Here is an 18,484-nt window from a genome sequence, read left to right as displayed (position 1 = left end):
CCATGGACCTGAAACAGCTGCGCTACTTCGTTGCCGTGGCGGAAGAACTGCACTTCGGGCGTGCGGCACAACGGCTGTTCATCTCACAGCCCGCACTGAGTTTCGACATCCGCAAGTTCGAAGATCAACTGGGCGTGCAACTGCTCGCGCGCACCAACAAGAGCGTGGCGCTCACCAACGCCGGCCAGGTGCTATTGGATGAGGCCCGCAAGCTGTTGCAGCAAGCGGCGGAAGTCGAGCGCATCACACAGCGCTCCGCCCACGGGCTGGCGGGCCGGCTTCGCGTGGGCTTCGTCAATTCGATGCTGTATCGGGGCCTGCCGCGCGCGGTGGAGCGCTTCGAGGCCGACCACCCGGCCGTGGAAATCATCCTGCGCGAGATGAACACCGGCGAGCAGGTCCAGGCGATCCAGCGCCAGCAGATCGACCTGGGCTGCGCGTACTGGGGCACGTTTCCCGCCGAGGTCGTTTCCACGCCGATCTTCTCGGAACCCTTCGTCGCCTGCTTGCCCGCTGGCCACGCGCTGGCGCGTCGCAAGAGCCTGGAGCTGGACGCACTTGCGCAAGAGCCGTTCATCCTCTTTCCGCGCACGGTGTCGCCGCACTATCACGACCTGATCATCGCGCTGTGCGTGGATGCGGGCTTCAGCCCCGTGATTCGTCACGAGGCACGGCTGTGGCAAACGGTGGTGACGATGGTGGGATTCGGCATGGGCGTGGCGCTGGCACCCAAGACGCTGCAACACGCCGGCGATGCGCGTGTCAGCTTTGTGCCGCTGGCTGGCGGCAAAAAAGAATCGCCCGTGCTGTCATTGCGACGCACGGGCGATGCAGAGCCGGTAGCAAGCCGCTTTCTCGAGTACCTCGAAGCCGCGGCGCAAGAGAACGTGAAGCCCTGAGGGCTTAACTCACAGCGTCTTGCTGAGGAAGATCCGGCTCGTACCAGGCGGATCGCAAGGTACCTCTCCAAACCGTACCCAGCCGTTGCGTTCGTAAAACTGCGGCGCCTGAAAGCTGATCGTATAGACCACCGCCGAGCGGCAACCGCGGCGGCGGCCCTCGTCTTCAAACCGGCGCAACACCTCAGTGCCAATGCCCATGCCGCGCAACGTCTCGGGCAGATGGAACAGATCGAGAAACAGCAGCCCCAACGATGTCCGCCCGCTCGCGCCGCCCACCACGTCGCCGCTCTGCGGATCGCGGACCAGCACCGCAAGCGGTTGCCGGTCGCCATAGCCGACGTGTTGATCGTTGAAGTGGTTCAGCCCGTTGCCGATGATCTGGATCGATTCGTCATCCGCCTCGTTGGTGACGATGATTTCTGGAGCGTGCATGCCAGCCCTACTGTGTTCGGGCCGGCAGGTTGACGGGGCTCGACTGCGCTGGCGGACGCATATGCGGCATCATGTTCGCGTTCAGGTGGTACATCACCCAGAGTGAACCGCTAAGCGTAATGACCACCAGCACCAGCGTGAACATCAGCGACAGCATGTTCCAGCCGCCTTCGGACTTGGCGTTCATGTGCAGGAAGTAAATCATGTGTACCACGATCTGCACCGCCCCGATGAGCAGGATCGCCACCGCCGTGGTCGATGATCTGTCGAAGACGTTCCCCATCACCAGCCAGAACGGAATCGCCGTCAGGAAGACGGACAGCACAAAACCCGTCAGGTAACCGCCCAGCGTGGCGTGCGGTCCGACCTCTTCTTCGTGGTGATGACCATCGTGGGTATCACCGTGGCCGTTCATCGTTTGATCTTGCGCGCTCATGGCAGCGTTCCCATCAGGTAGACGAAGGTAAAGACGCCGATCCAGACAACGTCCAGAAAGTGCCAGAACATCGACAGGCACATCAGCCGGCGCTTGTTGGCAGTGATCAGCCCGTGCTTTGACACTTGCAGCATCAGCACGATCAACCAGATCAGGCCAAACGTTACGTGCAGCCCGTGCGTGCCGACCAGCGAGAAGAACGAGGTCAGGAACGCGCTACGCGTCGGCCCCGCGCCCTCGTGTATCAGGTGCGCGAATTCGTAAAGCTCCACCGCAAGAAACGCAGCGCCGAAGACCCACGTGATGGCCAGCCAGATCTGCATGGCCGAGACCTTGTTCTGCTGCATCTGCAGCATCGCAAAGCCATAGGTGATGGACGACAGCAGCAGGAACGATGTGTTGAGCGCCACCAGCGGCAGCTCGAACAGTTCTGCCCCGGTGGGCCCGCCTGCATACTCGCGGCCCAGCACGCCATACGCGGCAAACAGGCACGCAAATATCAGGCAGTCGCTCATCAGGTACAGCCAGAACCCGAGCAGCGTGCCATTTGGCACATGGGGCTCTTCGGTGACGTGGAACTGGTAGCCGCCCGGCGGGACGTCATCCACCGTGGTGGTACCCGTGGGGCCGGTCACATGCAGGGATGTGGTCGTTTCAGCCATGGCCTGCCATCAGTTGGGTGCGCGATGCTTCGGTCCGGACCACATCTTCCGCCGGGATGTAGTAGTCGCGCTTGTAGTTGAAGGTGTGAATGATTGCCGAGACGATCGTGGCCGCGAACGACAGGATGGCCAGCCACCAGATATGCCAGATCAGCGCAAAGCCGCACACCGTGGACAGCCCCGCGAGCACGATGCCTGCAGCGGTGCCCTTGGGCATGTGAATCGGCTTGAAGCCCTCCTGCGGACGCCGGTAGCCGTACTGCTTCATCTGCCACCAGGCGTCGGAATCATGTACGAGCGGCGTGAATGCGAAGTTGTACTGCGGCGGCGGCGACGATGTTGACCATTCCAACGTGCGGCCGTTCCAAGGGTCGCCTGTCGTATCTCGCAGTTCCTCGCGGCGCAGGAAGCTCACCACAAGCTGGATCAGGAAGCAGGCGATGCCGATGGCGATCAGCAGCGCGCCGAACGCGGCGATCTGGAACCAGATCTGCAACGACGCGTCGTCGAAATGGTTCATGCGGCGCGTTACACCAAGCATGCCCAGCCAGTACAGCGGCATGAACGCAACGTAGAAGCCGACAAACCAGAACCAGAACGACGCTTTACCCCACGACGACACGAGGCGGTAGCCAAAGGCCTTGGGGAACCAGTACGTAATGCCGGCCATGAGGCCGAACAGCACGCCGCCAATGATCACGTTATGGAAATGCGCAATGAGGAACAGGCTGTTGTGCAGCGAAAAGTCCGCCGGTGGCACCGCCAACAGCACGCCCGTCATGCCGCCAATGACGAACGTGACCATGAACCCGACTGTCCACAGCATGGGCGGCTCGAAGCGGATCTTGCCGTGGTACATCGTGAACAGCCAATTGAAGATCTTGGCCCCGGTCGGGATCGAGATGATCATCGTTGTGATCCCGAAGAACGAGTTGACGCTGGCGCCCGACCCCATGGTGAAGAAGTGATGGAGCCAGACCAGGTACGACAGCACGGTGATCACGACTGTTGCATAGACCATCGACGCGTAGCCGAACAGGCGCTTGCGCGAATACGTGGCCACCACTTCCGAGAAGATGCCGAATGCGGGCAGCACAAGGATGTAGACCTCGGGGTGGCCCCAGATCCAGATCAGGTTCACATACATCATCGCGCTGCCGCCCTGCTCGACCGTAAAGAAATGGGTGCCGACGTAGCGGTCCAAGGCGAGCAGTGTCACGGCGGCCGTCAGCACCGGAAACGCTGCAACGATGAGCGCGTTGGTGCACAGTGCCGTCCACGTAAAGATCGGCATGCGCATCAGCGTCATGCCCGGGGCACGCATCTTGACGATGGTCACCAGCAGGTTGATGCCCGATAGCACGGTACCGACCCCCGCTATCTGCAATGCCCATATGTAGTAATCGACCCCCACATCGGGACTCGCAAGGATGCCCGATAGCGGCGGATAGGCCAGCCAGCCGGTGCGTGCGAATTCGCCCACGAACAACGACATCATCACCAAGACGGCGCCGCCCGTGGTCATCCAGAAACTGAAGTTGTTGAGGAACGGAAACGCCACGTCGCGCGCGCCAATCTGCAACGGCATCACAAAGTTCATCAGCCCCGTCACCAACGGCATGGCGACGAAGAAGATCATGATCACGCCGTGCGCGGTGAAGACCTGGTCGTAGTGATGCGGTGGCAGGTAGCCAAGGTTGTCGCCAAACGCCACCGCCTGCTGGATCCGCATCATGACGGCATCGGCAAAGCCGCGCAGCAGCATCACGATACCCAGCACGACGTACATGATGCCGATCTTCTTGTGGTCGATGCTGGTGAACCATTCACGCCAGAGGTAGCCCCAGACGCGGAAGTACGTCAGCGCCCCGACCACCACAAGGCCGCCAAGCGCGACGACCGCAAAGGTAGCGAGCAGGATGGGCTCGTGATACGGAATGGCCTCCCACGTCAGGCGGCCAAAGATCATGTTGGCGAGTTCGGAACGCTCGGGCATGGATGTCACCTGTGCCTGTATTGACCAATTCTGGCCGATCAATGTTGGCGAAAAACGTCAAAGGGACTGAAAGAGCTGAAAAGCGCAAAGGGCCGGAACGACTCAGGGCCCTCGGCTACCGCAACAGCCTTCGACCGTCGTTGATGGCAGCATCCGGCGCAAACATCGGCATGGCATCGGCCGTATTGCTGGCGGTACAGATTTCCGCCGACGGGTCGAAGCGCCTTACGTTGCGGTTGCTCGCCATGGTGTCGGCCAAGCATGCCTGGCCATCCACACAGCGGTTCAGGATGCGGTCATAAAGGTCTGGCGCCACGCTGGCGTAGCGCTGCACGGGTTCGCTCTCGCTGGGCTTGGCAAGCTTCAGATAGGCGTCCTTCGACAGCGGCGTGCCCGACGACTTGACCTGCTGGACCCACCGGTCGAACTCTTCGTTCGACAGCCCATGGAACTTGAACCGCATGTGCGAGAAGCCCGCGCCGCTGTAGTTGGAAGAGAACCCGTCATAGACGCCAGGCCGGTTGATCACCGCATGAAGCTTCGTCTCCATGCCCGGCATCGCATAGACCATGCCTGCCAGCGACGGCACGAAGAACGCGTTCATGACCGTGGTGGCCGTGATGTGGAACGAAATCGGGCGGTCTACAGGAGCGGCCAACTCGTTGACAGTGGCAATGCCTTGCTCGGGATAGACGAACAGCCACTTCCAGTCCATTGCCACCACTTCCACGGTGAGCGGCTTGGTCTCGGCAGGCACCGGACGGTTCTGATCCAGCCGCGTCAGCGGCCGATACGGATCTAGCTGATGGGTGCTGACCCAGGTGATGGCGCCCAACGTGATGATGATCAGCAGCGGCGCAGCCCAGATGGCCAGCTCCAGCACGGTGGAATGGTCCCAATCGGGGTTGTAGTTCGCGTTTTCGGCGCTCTCCCGATATCGCCACGCAAACAGCAGCGTGAGAAAGATCACGGGCACGATGATCAGCAACATCAGGCATGTTGCAATGATGATCAAGTCCCGCTGTCGTACCGCCATGTCGCCAGCCGGCGCCAACAGCACAGCGTTGCTACAACCAGCAAGGGTCACCAACAAGGCAATTGCTGCACCTCGCCAAAGCGACCTTCCCGTAATTCCAAGGGGTGTCACTACTGCATTGAAGCGTGGCATGGGTCTCGGAAGTGGCGTTTGGTTAACGTCGCGCTGGGATGGCCCAACGATCTTTCGACTTGTCGTTGCAGTTTAGGCGCTATTCTGGTCTTGTGATGACGGACTTTTAGATCGCCGTACGACCCCCCCTCCTCCCCCGAAATCTCGATGGAGACTCCACGATGGCAAGTCTGACCCACCAGCATCGCGCGTCGCCCACTGCGCCTCCGGCACCAGGACACCATGAAGTTGCACCGGCAGAGATCGCCATAGGCGTCGTGATCGGGCGAGCGTCGGAGTACTTCGATTTCTTCGTCTACGGCATCGCCTCGGTGCTGGTTTTCCCTACGGTCTATTTTCCGTTTGCGAGTGAACTGGCTGGGCTGTTGTTCAGCTTTACGGTCTTCTCGTTCGCCTTTATCGGCCGCCCCTTCGGCACGGCGCTGTTCATGCGGATCCAGCGCCGATGGGGGCGCAGCACCAAGCTGACGGGGTCGTTGTTCCTGCTTGGCACAGCCACGGTGGGCATTGCGTTCTTGCCGTCGTATGCGTCGATCGGCCACTCGGCAATCTATCTGCTGGCGCTGTTTCGCTTCATGCAGGGCATTGCGTTTGGCGGTTCGTGGGACGGCCTGCCATCGCTGCTGGCATTGAATGCGCCGGAAAACAAGCGCGGCTGGTACGCCATGGTTGGGCAACTGGGCGCGCCCACCGGCTTCATCATCGCTGGCGCGCTATTCCTGTTCCTCTACACCAGCCTAAGTTTTCAGGAATTTATCGATTGGGGCTGGCGCTATCCGTTCTACGTCGCCTTTGCCATCAACGTGGTGGCGCTGTTTGCGCGGCTGCGGCTGGTGGTCACGCACGAATACACGCAACTGCTTGAGGAAGAAGATCTGGAACCCATCAGCACCCTGCAGATGGTGAACGCGCAGGGTTTCAATATCTTCCTGGGCGCCTTTGCCGCGCTGGCAAGCTACGCGCTATTCCACCTGGTCACCGTGTTTCCGCTGTCATGGGTGTCGCTGCGCAAGACACAGACGGTGCCTGCCGTGCTGACCGTCCAGATCATCGGCGCTGCGATTGCGTTTGTGGGGACGCTGGTCTCCGGCCTGATCGCAGACCGTTTCGGCCGACGCACCACCTTGGCGGCCATGGCCGTGCTGATCGGCATCTTCAGCCTGGCTGCGCCGTGGCTGCTCGATGGCGGTGTTGCGGGGCAGGACATCTTCATCCTGGTCGGCTTCGGTCTGCTGGGGCTGTCGTATGGCCAGGCGGCCGGCGTGGTTACCTCCAACTTCGAAAGCCGATTCCGCTACACCGGGGCTGCCCTGACGACCGACTTTGGATGGCTGTTCGGTGCGGCATTCGCGCCCCTCGTGGCGCTAGGTTTGTCGTCGCTATTCGGGCTGGGTGCAGTGAGCCTGTACCTGCTCTCGGGCGTGGTGGGGACGTTGGTGGCGCTGCGGATCAATAAGGCACTTGGCACGCCAGACGCGTAGTGCCGTCCATGGAACCCGCCGGAAGCTGATTTCCACGCTGCGGCGCGGGTGGCGTGCCGCATGCGAGCGTATTGCCGAAAGGCTCCATCGCGCAGTCCGATCACATCGCCGCCAGGCACGCTGTCTGCTATCCCGTTTCTGTGCGCAAGGGCGCATTTTCAAAGGAGCAGACCATGAACAAGGATCAAGTGAAAGGTACTGTCGAGAAAATGAAGGGCAAGGTCAACGAGGCCTTGGGCAAAGCGACCAACAATCCTGCACGTGAGCTGAAGGGCGATCTCCAGCAGGCCGGCGGCCAAGCTCGCAAGGAGACGGGAGACGTCAAGGAGGCAGCGAAGGACATTGCAAAGAAGTCCCGCTGATTGGCGTGCGCATGGCTAAGAAAAAGGGCGACCATCCGGTCGCCTTTTTTTCTGGGCTCACAGCCGGGCAGATATGCAGCCCTCGCACGCGCAACGGTTCACGGTCGCACCCAAGGATGCAGGCCAATCGAGTGTAAATCTGGCAAAAGATTGGCCAGATTTTTAATGGCCTGAAAATCTAAATCGTTGATCTTCAAATGGAGTTTTGGTGCGAGGGAGGGGACTCGAACCCCTACACCATTGCTGGCGTCAGGACCTAAACCTGGTGCGTCTACCAATTTCGCCACCCTCGCCGGATGGATCGCGGCGCTCCCTGAACAGGAGCGCCGGAAAGGAAGCCCACGATTATATCGCAGTCGTTCGAGGGTTTCCATCCCCCGCCCCGCCTCACGTGGAGCAGGGGTTCGAGTCCCCTCCCGGGCACCTGCTGCAAGACCGCAAGGTCAGGCCGCCGGCGCAGCCGCCTCCGCCTCGGGTCGCTTGACGCGGAACCACGCCGCATACAGCGCCGGCAGGAACAGCAGCGTCAACACCGTGGCGATGATCAGACCACCCATGATGGCGGCCGCCATCGGCCCCCAGAACACGCTGCGCGACAGCGGAATCATCGCCAGCACCGCCGCCGCCGCGGTCAGGATGATGGGACGGAAGCGCCGCACGGCCGCCTCGACAATGGCATTCCAAGTTGGCACGCCGGCTGCCACGTCCTGCTCGATCTGGTCGACCAGAATGACCGAGTTGCGGATGATCATCCCGATCAGCGCGGTAATGCCGAGCTGCGCGACAAAGCCCATCGGCGCCCGCAGCAGCAACAGCGTTGCCGCCGCGCCAATCAACCCCAGCGGCCCGGTCAGGAACACCATCACCGAGCGCGAGAAGCTGTGCAGTTGCAGCATCAGCAGCGTGAAGATGATGAAGATGCACAGCGGCATCTGCGCAGCGATGGATGCACCCGCGTTGGCACTCTCCTCTTCCGCGCCGGCAATCTTGATCTGATAGTCGGGTGGTAAGTCAGCGCGAATCTTGTCGAGCAGCGGGTTGATCTGCGCCGTCACGGTCGGGCCCTGCACACCGTCCACCACGTCGGACTGCACGGTGATGCCGTAGTCGCGGTTCTCACGCCAGATCACGCCGGGCTCCCACGCAAAGCCGACACGCGCCACCTGGGTCAGCGGGACCGTACGGCCACTGCTGGTGGGCACCTGCACGCGTTGCAGGGCGTCGAGCGTATTGCGCTCGTCCTCCTGCGGACGCATCACGATGTCGAGCAGCTTGTCGCCGTCTCGGTACTGGGCGATGGGCGCGCCAGACATCACCGTCTGTGTAACCTGCGAGATGGACCCCGTCGACACACCCAGCGCGCGCGCCTTGTCCTGGTCGATGTCCAGGCGCAGCACCTTGACGTTTTCGTTCCAGTTATCGTTCACGCCCACCGTGTTTGGGTTGGCGCTCATGATGGCCTTGACCTGATCGGCAATCTTGCGCACCCCTCCAATATCCGGGCCCATCACGCGGAACTGCACCGGATACGGCACCGGCGGCCCGTTCGGCAACAGCTTCACGCGGCCACGCAGATGCGGGAATTGCGACTTGAGCAGCCCGATGACGTGTTGCCGCACACCCTCGCGCGCCTCCAGCGAAGTGGGCATCACGATGGCCTGCGCCACGTTGGTCTGCGGAAGGATCTGGTCCAGCGGCAGATAGAAGCGCGGCGCGCCGGAGCCGATGAACAGCGTCACGCTATCGACGTTCTGCTCCTTGCGCATCAGCGCTTCGAAGCGTTTGGCTTCGGTTTCGGTCTGATTGAAGCTGGAGCCTTCCGGCAACCACAGCTCCACCATCAGCTCGGGGCGGCTGGAATCGGGGAAGAACTGCTTCTCGACATACTTGAAGCCGAACACGCCGAGGCCAAACGCCACCAGCGTAATGATGATCACCGTCTTGCGATACTCCACGCACCAGTTCACCCAGCCGCGGAAGCGGTTGTAGAACGGCGTGTCGAACAGCTCGTGATGGCCACCGCCTTCCACATGCGATTTGGTCCGCAGCAGCAGGAAGCCGAGATACGGCACAAACACCACTGCGGCAAACCACGACAGCACCAGCGCCAATGCCGTCACGGCGAAGATGCCGAACGTGTATTCGCCCACCGTCGAACGCGCAAGTCCCACCGGCAGGAAACCCGTGGCAGTGATGAGCGTGCCGGTCAGCATCGGCATGGCGGTCGAGGTGTACGCGAAGGTGGCCGCCTCCATCTTGGAGAAGCCCTCTTCCAACTTGCGCACCATCATTTCGACCGCGATGATCGCGTCGTCCACCAGCAGGCCCAGCGCGATGATCAGCGCGCCCAACGAAATCTTGTGCAGCCCGATGTCGAAGATGTTCATGAACAGGAACGTCACCGCCAGCACCAGCGGGATCGTCAGGCCCACCACCAGGCCCGGCCACACGTCAATGCGCAGCTTCGGCTTGGTGTGCAGACCCAGCGAGAGGAAACTCACGCCCAGCACGATCACCACGGCCTCGATCAGCACATGCACGAATTCGCCCACGGAGCTCTGCACCGATTTCGGCTGGTTCTGCACCTGCTCCATCTCAACGCCCACGGGCAGCTTCGCGCGGATCTTGTCGACCGTCGCGCGCAAGTCCTTGCCAAGCTGGATGATGTCGCCGCCCTTGGTCATCGAGATGCCCAAGCCGATCACCTCCTTGCCGTTGAAGCGCATCTTGGCGTGCGGCGGGTCGACGTAGCCGTGCTTGACCGTGGCAATGTCGCCCAGGCGGATGTTTGTCGTGCCGCCGGGGCCGCGCAGCGTCAGGTTCTCCAGATCACGGATGTCCGAGAACTGGCCTGAGAGGCGAATCTGCACGTTGTCGGTGGGCGTGACCAGCACGCCGCTAGGGCCGATATTGTTCTGCTGGCTGATCTGCGTGGCGATGCTGTTGATGTCCAGGCCCATCTGCGCCAGCTTGGCCTGCTGGAACTCGATGTAGATCTTTTCGTCCTGGTCGCCCAGCAACTCGACCTTGGCGACGTTGGGCACGCGCAGCAGTTGCTGGCGGATCGCATCGGCGTAGTCGTTCAGCTGGCGGTATGTAAAGCCATCGGCGGACAGCGCATAGATCGAGCCATACACGTCGCCGAAATCATCATTGAAGTACGGCCCGCGCACGCCCTGCGGCAACGTCGGAGCGATATCGCCCACCTTCTTGCGCACGGTGTACCAGAGCTGCTGCGTCTCCTTTGCAGGAGACGTGTCGGCCAGTTGGAAGGTCACGAGCGTTTCTCCGGGCTTGGAGTAGCTGCGGATCTTCCAGGCGTAAGGCACTTCCTGCAGCGCCTTCTCGATCTTGTCGGTCACCTGGCGCGACATCTGCTCGGCCGTGGCGCCAGGCCAGAAGGCCTGCACGACCATCGCGCGGAAGGTGAAGGGCGGATCTTCATCCTGCCCCAGCTTGGAATACGCAAAGATGCCGCCGAGCAACAGCGCCACCAGCAAGAAGCGCGTGAGCGGTTGATGTTCAAGCGCCCAGCGTGACAGGTTGAAACGGGAATGTTCCATACGCGCGAAGGTTGGCGTGTTGGGGCGGGAGCCGGATGCGGCTTACCGGCGCGGCGTGATGGCGGACTGCGCCGACGGCTGATCGGCCGGCGCCATCGGCATCACCTTCTGGCCGGCTTTGAGCAGGTGCACGCCAGCGGTCACGATGGTCTGGCCGGGCTGAAGCCCGCTCGTCACCAGCAGCACGTTGTCGCGCGGCGCCCCCACCGTCACCGGCACGGGCTTTACCGTTTGCGATGCGGCGTCGTACAGCCACACCACGTTCTTGCCTTGATCCTGCAGCAGCGCGCTGATCGGCACGCGAACGCCCATGCCGCCGCTGTCTGCGCCACCGCCGGGCCGCACAAACGTGGCCACTGCCGTCATGCCGAGCCTCAGTTCAGGCGGCGGATTCGGTACCGAAATCTTCACGGTATACGTGCGCGTGAGCGGGTCGGCCGACGGAGCAATCTCGCGCACCTTGGCCGGAATGCTGCGCGACTGATCGGCCCACAACTTGACGCTCACCTCGGGCGATTTGCGCAGCGTATCGACCTGGTCCTCAGGAATGCCGACCACGACTTCCTTCTCTGCAGTCTGAGCCACGCGCACGACCGGCTGGCCGGCGGACACCACCTGCCCGACCTCGGCGTCGACGCCCGTCACCACGCCATCGGCGTCGGCTTCAAGCGTGGCATATCCGGCTTGGTTCACCTGGTTGCGATAGCCAGCCCCGGCTTGCTCGTAGCGGGCTTGTGCGGCGTCATAGTTGGCTTGATGGCGTTGCTGCTCGGCCGCGCTGATGAAGCCCTTGGCGAACAACTCGGAATAGCGCTTGAGATCAGCCGCGGCCAGATCGCGGTCGGTCTTGGCGGCGGACAACTGCGCCTGGGACGATTGCTGGGCGAGGGCCAGATCGGTCGGGTCCAGCCGCGCGAGCACCTGGCCTTTCTTGACGGTGGCGCCCACATCCACCAGGCGGGCGACGATCTTGCCCGGCACGCGGAAGCCCAGGCGCGATTCAATGCGCGGGCGTACGTCGCCGGAGAACTCCGCCGTGCCGGCGCCCTGCTCGCTGGTGACCGTCATGGTGCGCACAGGGCGTACTTCGGGCGCCTTGGGCGCCTCCTTGCTGCAACCGGCCAGCAGCGCCGCACCAACCAGCAAGGCGGCCGATGCCGTCATCGGCAATGAACGCCTGCGCGGCCGAGACCGCGTGTCGGAGAAACCGGTGGAGTCGGAATGCGGGTACGGCAAACGCAACGCTGGCATGACACGCTCTCAGTAAATAACTGACCGGTCAGTAATATACCCACGGCAATGCGCAGGGTCAACGACACGGCCGCGTCTGATTGACTTTTCTTGGTAAGGGTGTAGGCAAGGCTTTACGGCATGCTGCACTGCAACGCGCTGTAGAATGGCCGCCCTGCTTCAAACCTCATCACGACGGCCCTTCCCGTGACCCCCGACGATTACTGCGCCGACAAGGCGGCTCCGCCCGGCAGCGACGTGTACTACAGCGTATTGTTTCTGGCACCCGAACGCCGCCGCGCGACCATCGCGCTGGAAGCCGTGCGCCGCGAGCTGGAAGACGCCGTGCGCGACGCGAGCGATCCGGCGGTCGTGCAATCGAAACTGCAGTGGTGGCGGCAAGAACTGGCGCGGCTGTTTGACGGCCGCCCCGAGCACCCGGCGGCCAAGGCACTGCAGCCGCATCTGGCCCGCTACGATATCGGCGCCGTGCATCTGGGCGAATTGCTGGCCGGCGTCGAGGCTGACGCCATGCAGAACCGCTATCTGGATTGGCCCAACCTGCGTCGCCACGGCGATCAGGTGGCTGGCGTGGCGGGCCGGCTGACGGCTCGCATTGCCGGGCAATCGCATGCGCGCACGCTTGAATTCGCGCGGCTGATGGCGCTGGCCGAGCAACTCGTCCATTTCGTCCGGAACCTGGGCGAAGACGTGCGCCACAACCGCGTCTACATCCCCGTGGACGAACTGCAGCGTTTCAACGTACCGGCCGCCGATCTGTTCAACCGCCGGTATGCAGAGGGCTTCAAGCCGTTGATGGCATTTCAGGCCGAGCGTGCCCGCGCAACGTACAAGGAAGCACTGGCCGCGCTGCCGGCAGAAGATCGCCGCGCCCAGCGTTCAGCGCTGATTCGCGGCGTGCTGGCCATGCGCCTGCTCGACGAGGTGGAAGCCGACGGCTTCCAGGTGCTGACGCAGCGGACGGACCTGACGCCGCTGCGTAAGCTGTGGTTGGCCTGGAAGACGCAGATCCGCACCTGACGCACCTTATTGCGAAGCCCAGGTCGTGCCAAAAATGCTCGACTGATCGATCCCAGGAAAATCAACAAACGCCTTTGAGCAATCAAGGTACTGGCTCGGATCGATCGACTGCGTTGGGCTGCCCGTCAATGCCACGCGATTTGCCGTCGATGGGAACAGCGGCAGGTTCGTGTTGTTGAGCGTCAGGTTGGCGTCCGACGACGTCACTGCAATGCTGGCTGGCGTATCGGCAATCACGTTGGTCAGCGACATTCCGAGCGGGAATGCCGGCTCGCCATATCCACCGGTGTTCGCTTCAAAGCCCTGCAGCTTGACCCCCGCGCTGCCCTGAATGACCACGTTGTTCAGCGAGATATCGTGGAAATTCGGGTACAGCGGCCCGCCCGACGGCACGGCCTTCGTGCTGTAGTACGGCGTGAACAGGAGCGCGTTCGTCGCATCGCGAATGCAGATATTGGCGTATTGGATGTTGCTGACTTCGCCGCCTCGCGCGTAGTCCGATTTGATGCGCAGGCCCTCTTCCGAATTCCAGAAAGCGTTGTCGTAGACCTGCACGTTCGTCACGCCGGCATTCGTTTCGCTGCCGATCGAGATGCCGTGGCCCCAGTAGATATGGTTGTGCGCGATCACGATGCCGTATTTGCGGTCGGACCGCACACCACGGTTGCCATCGACGCCGAACAGGCCCGAACCGGCCGGTGACGGGTTGGCGCTTCCCTTGAGCGCGATGTCGTCGTCGCCTGTGCTGACGTAGTTGTAGGCAAACACGAAGTTCTTCAGATAGCCGTCAAACGAGACGGGCCCGGCTGATGTGGTCGTGCTGCCGGTCGACAACTTGCCCGAGATCGCCTTCGAGGCCGAACCCGGATCAAACGCGTCCGTGTTCTTCACGTTGTCGCGCGTGAACGTCGCACCGGTGTACAGCGGGTTGCCGTTGCCGGCCGGGTTCGCAAACGCGGCAAGGTTGGGCGTCTGCACCTTCACGCCCCAGACAGTGAGGCCATCGACGCCGCTGGGCACGACGTGAAAGTTCGGGCTGTTGCTCAGCGTGACGCGATACAGCGTGAGGTTCTTCGCATAGTTGAAGACCATCAGGCGGAAGTTCGACTGCGATCCGATGCCCGTCGTGCCGTTGTCGACCATGTTGCCGAGATAGGCCAGATCCCACCACGTCATGTTGCGCGCCGGCGATTTCGAATCGACCAGCGTGCCGCCGTTGTCGCAAGGCGTACCGTCAGCCGCTACGGTGCCGGTCTTATACGCGGCATACGTGTTCGAGCAGGTCAGGTCGACCTTCATCAGCGGGTACTTCGCATTCGACGTGACGATTTCTGCGTAGCCTCGGCCATCGATCCGCCCATCACCAACAACGGCGGAGTTCACGATATTCGTTCCGGTGATCAACGCCGTGCAGTTGCTGGAGCTGCCGGCCTTTGTCGAGCTGACGGCCGTGTTGCCGCAGTACGGCCCTGCCGCGTTGGGCGAATACGCCATGACGTCGCGCGACGCATACAGCGTGACGCCCTTGTCGATCCACAGCGTCACGCCCGAGGGCAATATCAGCGGGCCGCTGATGAACGCGTTGCCCGGACCGCTCGGGTTCACAACAAGACGCACGGCAAACTTGGACGCACGGTACTGCGATTTCGCAAGCTCTTCGCCAGTCGCACCGGCGATGTTGACATTGGGGACTGCAGCCGCCGTCTGTGCAGCCGTGGCAGTCGCATCCGCCGCGGCGATGGTTGCACCGACTTCCGCGTCGACCGACGCACCGCACGCATCGAGTGCGGCCTGGATGCGTGCCTGATCTGGATTCGCCTTCGCCGTCGTCACTGCAACACCCACGCCAACTGTCGAGGGATCAGCCTCCGGCGGCAGCGCACCGTCCGGCCGGCTCACGAGTGAATTGCTCGCCTGCAGCGTCGCGCAGACCTGCGCATCGGTCGGTAGCGTTGGCTCGGGCGGCAGGTTTGCATCGGTGGTTGCCGTGCCGACCTGGAAGACGGCGGCTGCGGGGCTGCCGGTGCCCGTGCTCGATGTGTTCGACGATGTCGTATCGCCGCCGCATGCTGCCAGCCCGATTGCTGTTGCGATCAGCATCACCACCAGCCCAGCGGACTGTCGGCGCCGTTTTTTTATTGCCTGCAATGCACTCACGAGGGTCTCCTCACATTGTTGGTGTGATCCGCCAAGCCGGTCGGCACACGCCTTTTTGATATATCAGAATCTATTGATTGATATATTAATGGTCAAGGCAGGGTTTTCCCGCGCGTTGCCGTGGCAAGCGCGAAACCCCTCAGAGAAGATCGATGAAGTTGGGCGGGCTTAACGCCTGCAGAGGCAATCTGCCCGCCCGAAAGGCGTCACTCAGGCTTTGATGAGATCCAGCGGCGCAAACCGGCCCGCCAGCACGGATTGGGAATCCATCCCCCACCAGCGCTCCAGCACTGTGGCGTAAAGCGAGCGGAAATCGACCGACGGGTCGAGATTGCCGCCGCCATCCAGGCGTTCCAGCACCGGCCCCTGCCCTGCCAGCCCGCCCTTGACGCGGCCGCCGGCCACGAAATGCGCGGCAGCCGTGCCGTGATCCGTCCCGTTGTTCAGGTTCTCGCGCGGGCGACGGCCGAACTCGGAATACGTGACGATCAGCGTATCGTTCCAGCGGCCCAGCTCCGTCAACGCGCTCTTGAGCGAAGCCACGCCTTCGCCCAACTGCCGCAGCAAGTTCGCCTGCGTGCCTTGCTGATTGGTATGGGTATCAAAGCTACCGAGCGACAGGCACACCACGGCAACGTCTGCACCGCCATGACCTGGCGCCGCTACCACTTGCATCGCCGCCTTGATCGAGTTGCCGAACCCGCCGTCGGGAAAGTGCGTCTGGAACGCAAACTTGCCGGACTTCGGACGCAGCCCGTCGGCGGCTTTGACGATGTCCGCCTCGACCTTCAGCACGTGCGCGAGCGTGGCGTTGCCCATGGCATGCGACGGCATCGCCAGTTTGGCTTCGTTGAGGAACGCATCGGGATTGGCCAGCGCCACGGCACGCGCGCCGCCGTCGAGGGGGCCAAGATCAGCGCTGCCGATGATCACGCCATCGGCGCCGAACGATGGCGGCACCGGCCGCGCGGCAAACGCACGCGTCAGCCAGCCTTCGCGCAGGTATTGATCGGAGCGCGAGGCCGTGTCCCAGATCTCGATCGAGCGGAAATGCGAGAGATTCGGCTGCGGATACGACAGCCCCTGCACCACCGACAATTCACCCGCCGCCCACAGCGGCATCATCGCCTGCAAAGACGGATGCAGGCCGTAACGGTCGTCCAGTTGCAGCACCTGCTCCCGCTTGATGGCGATGCGCGGGCGCAGCGCGTAGTACTGCGCGCTCGTGTACGGCACCACGGTGTTCAGCCCGTCGTTGCCGCCCTTGAGTTCAATGAGGATGAGCAGGTTGCCGTAGCCCTTGCGCTTGTCCTGCCCTTGCGCAAAGACAATCCCCGGGACTGCGCCACCCATGCCGAGCATGGCGCCGGCCTTCAGAAAATCGCGACGTTCCATGATGTGTGCTCCTGCAGCGATGGCGTTATTTCAACTGGTAAGCCGGGTCCATCATCAGCGTGCGCAGGTACGCCGTACCGGCCAGCTTGACGGGAATGGGGGCGGTCGGCTCGATCGGCAGCACCGCACGCTGGATGGAGATGCGCGGCGCCAGTTGCGGCGGGTCATCTCCGTCCGCACCGAACTGCGCGAGCCACTTGGCCGAGTTGAACGACACCATCGTCTGCGACTGCGCCAGCTTGAAGCGGCCTTCCTGCCCCATGCCCTTGAGCGCCTGGCCCAGGCCCTGCACGGTTCCGCCCTGCTTCAGGTCTTCGCGCATGGCGGCTACCATCATGCCGGGCTTCTGCTGTTGCGCCTGTTGCTTGGCCGGCGGCGCCTTCATCTCGGTGGAGCGGAATAGTTGATCAAGAAACTGCTTGCGCCCCAGCAGTGTGTTCGAGTTGATCCATGCATCGCCGCCGGGCCAGCCCTTGACGTTGGGCGGTGCCAGCAGGTTCTGCCCGAGCTGCGCCGACTTGATCGCAAACGGCGTCGGGTCGGTGTACTGCACGTTGAACTGCTTGAGCGTGCCGACAATCATCTCCACCGGCGACTTCACCAGCGTCGCGTGCGATTGCGGCGCCCAAAACGCCGGCGTCAGGAACAGCTCGCGCAACGCCACCTTGATGTCGTAGCCGCTTGCCCGGAAGGCATCGGCCACGCGCTGTTCCTGTGCCGCATCCACGTCTGGCGAAACGAACTCATGCCAGAGCTTGGTGACGATGAAGTTGGCCGTCTCGAGGCGAGACAGCAGGATGTCGAGCATCTGGTCGCCGTCGTAATCGCCGCTCTGGCCGAACACCGTCTTCACGCCCGTGTCATGAATCTGCGGCCGCCAGATGTAAGCGAAATCGTGCTCGCGGTCGATGCTCCAGCCCGTATAGGTGCGCGCGGCTTCCTTGATGTCCTGCTCGGTGTAATGGCCCTCGCCCAGCGTGAACAGCTCCATCACCTCACGCGCGAAGTTCTCGTTCGGCTTGCCCTTGCGGCTTTCGGCGCCATCCAGGTAAATCAACATCGCTGGGTCTTTGCCGATGGCGTGCAGCATCGTGCCGAAGTTGCCCACCGCGTTCTGGCGCAGCAGCACGTTCTGCCGATACATCAACTGCGCGAACGGCACCTTCTGCGAACTGGAAACGAAGTGGTTGTGCCAGAACAGCGTCATGCGCTCGGTCAGCGGTGACGGCGTCTTGATCATCTCGCCCATCCACCATGCGCGCAGTTCCAGCTCGTGCGCAGCGTTCTTCTGGCGAGCTGCCTTGCGGGCATCCTCGTCCGGCAGCTTGTTGTACGGGATGATGGGATCGTTCACCCAAGCTGGCGGCGCCTGCGTGGCAACGGCGCCCGTTTGGGCGAGCACGCGGTCGACGGCCTCGCGGCGCGTGAGCCCGGCGTAGGCATCGAGTTCGCCCTCGGAAGGCGCAAAGCCGATGCGGGTGAGGAAATAGCGCGCATCGTCGCGGTCCAGGCGCTGTTCGTCAGCGGCGGGCGCCTTGGCTTGCGTGGTGTGGCGATGTGGCGTGTTCTGCGTTGCCGCATGCGCGGTCTGCAGTGAAAGCGCGCCGGCGGCGGCCAGCGCCAAGAAGATCGTGGTGCTACGGATTCGCATGTCGGTCC

The 18,484-nt window shown here is 62.6% G+C and carries 14 protein-coding genes and 1 tRNA gene; 4 read left to right on the top strand and 11 right to left on the bottom strand.

Features of this window, described 5'->3' with window-relative positions; all coding sequences use genetic code 11:
- Positions 1-2 precede the first annotated feature (2 nt).
- Positions 3-899, top strand: a complete 897-nt coding sequence (locus tag DOD19_RS06670; protein WP_112184742.1) for a LysR family transcriptional regulator — start codon at positions 3-5, stop codon at positions 897-899.
- A gap of 9 nt (positions 900-908) precedes the next feature.
- Here the strand turns inward: DOD19_RS06670 and DOD19_RS06665 are convergent, their stop codons facing one another.
- The 5 genes from DOD19_RS06665 to cyoA all read right to left on the bottom strand — a co-directional run bounded on the left by DOD19_RS06665 (position 909) and on the right by cyoA (position 5,596).
- Positions 909-1,334, bottom strand: a complete 426-nt coding sequence (locus tag DOD19_RS06665; RefSeq protein ID WP_024975590.1) for a GNAT family N-acetyltransferase — start codon at positions 1,332-1,334, stop codon at positions 909-911.
- Between the two features lie 7 nt (positions 1,335-1,341).
- Positions 1,342-1,770, bottom strand: coding sequence for a cytochrome o ubiquinol oxidase subunit IV (gene cyoD / locus DOD19_RS06660; RefSeq protein WP_024975589.1), 429 nt, complete (start codon positions 1,768-1,770; stop codon positions 1,342-1,344).
- Entirely contained in the window at positions 1,767-2,432 is a 666-nt protein-coding gene (gene cyoC / locus DOD19_RS06655) for a cytochrome o ubiquinol oxidase subunit III (RefSeq protein WP_024975588.1), read from the bottom strand. The genes cyoD and cyoC overlap by 4 nt, the downstream gene beginning before the upstream one ends.
- On the bottom strand, positions 2,425-4,428 hold the full coding sequence (gene cyoB, locus DOD19_RS06650; RefSeq protein WP_112184740.1) for a cytochrome o ubiquinol oxidase subunit I: 2,004 nt from the start codon (positions 4,426-4,428) through the stop codon (positions 2,425-2,427). Before cyoB ends, cyoC begins: the two co-directional genes overlap by 8 nt.
- Before the next feature lie 115 nt (positions 4,429-4,543).
- Positions 4,544-5,596, bottom strand: a complete 1,053-nt coding sequence (gene cyoA / locus DOD19_RS06645) for a ubiquinol oxidase subunit II (RefSeq protein ID WP_024975586.1) — start codon at positions 5,594-5,596, stop codon at positions 4,544-4,546.
- A 161-nt stretch (positions 5,597-5,757) separates the two neighbouring features.
- Here cyoA and DOD19_RS06640 point away from each other — a divergent pair, with 161 nt between their 5' ends.
- Positions 5,758-7,077 (top strand): MFS transporter, encoded by a 1,320-nt coding sequence (locus tag DOD19_RS06640; RefSeq protein WP_024975585.1) that lies wholly within the window; start codon positions 5,758-5,760, stop codon positions 7,075-7,077.
- A 173-nt stretch (positions 7,078-7,250) separates the two neighbouring features.
- Positions 7,251-7,439 (top strand): CsbD family protein, encoded by a 189-nt coding sequence (locus DOD19_RS06635; protein WP_112184738.1) that lies wholly within the window; start codon positions 7,251-7,253, stop codon positions 7,437-7,439.
- Positions 7,440-7,645: 206 nt separating this feature from the next.
- Here DOD19_RS06635 and DOD19_RS06630 read toward each other — a convergent pair.
- From DOD19_RS06630 to DOD19_RS06620, 3 genes are all read right to left on the bottom strand, one after another.
- A tRNA-Leu gene (locus DOD19_RS06630) sits at positions 7,646-7,732 on the bottom strand.
- 150 nt (positions 7,733-7,882) lie between these two features.
- A complete protein-coding gene (locus tag DOD19_RS06625) occupies positions 7,883-11,002 on the bottom strand; it encodes an efflux RND transporter permease subunit (protein ID WP_024975583.1) in 3,120 nt (1,039 codons plus the stop codon).
- 42 nt (positions 11,003-11,044) lie between these two features.
- The gene (locus DOD19_RS06620) at positions 11,045-12,253 is read right to left on the bottom strand and encodes an efflux RND transporter periplasmic adaptor subunit (protein ID WP_112184736.1); all 1,209 of its coding nucleotides are present in this window, start codon (positions 12,251-12,253) and stop codon (positions 11,045-11,047) included.
- 186 nt (positions 12,254-12,439) lie between these two features.
- Between DOD19_RS06620 and hpnD the strand changes: the two genes are divergently transcribed.
- Positions 12,440-13,273: a presqualene diphosphate synthase HpnD gene (gene hpnD, locus DOD19_RS06615; protein ID WP_112184734.1), complete on the top strand. Its 834-nt coding sequence runs from the start codon at positions 12,440-12,442 to the stop codon at positions 13,271-13,273.
- Positions 13,274-13,279: 6 nt separating this feature from the next.
- Here the strand turns inward: hpnD and DOD19_RS06610 are convergent, their stop codons facing one another.
- The 3 genes from DOD19_RS06610 to DOD19_RS06600 form a co-directional block, all read right to left on the bottom strand.
- Entirely contained in the window at positions 13,280-15,373 is a 2,094-nt protein-coding gene (locus tag DOD19_RS06610) for a glycosyl hydrolase family 28 protein (protein WP_112184732.1), read from the bottom strand.
- Positions 15,374-15,640: 267 nt separating this feature from the next.
- Positions 15,641-16,825, bottom strand: a complete 1,185-nt coding sequence (locus tag DOD19_RS06605) for a DUF1501 domain-containing protein (protein ID WP_112184730.1) — start codon at positions 16,823-16,825, stop codon at positions 15,641-15,643.
- Positions 16,826-16,850: 25 nt separating this feature from the next.
- Positions 16,851-18,476 carry a DUF1800 family protein gene (locus DOD19_RS06600; RefSeq protein ID WP_112184728.1) on the bottom strand — a complete coding sequence of 542 codons (1,626 nt, stop codon included), beginning with the start codon at positions 18,474-18,476 and terminating at the stop codon, positions 16,851-16,853.
- Positions 18,477-18,484: the final 8 nt, after the last annotated feature.

The sequence above is a fragment of the Ralstonia sp. GX3-BWBA genome, assembly GCF_003290055.1.
Taxonomy (GTDB): Bacteria; Pseudomonadota; Gammaproteobacteria; order Burkholderiales; family Burkholderiaceae; genus Ralstonia; species Ralstonia holmesii.
This window is presented reverse-complemented; position numbering and strand designations above follow the sequence as displayed.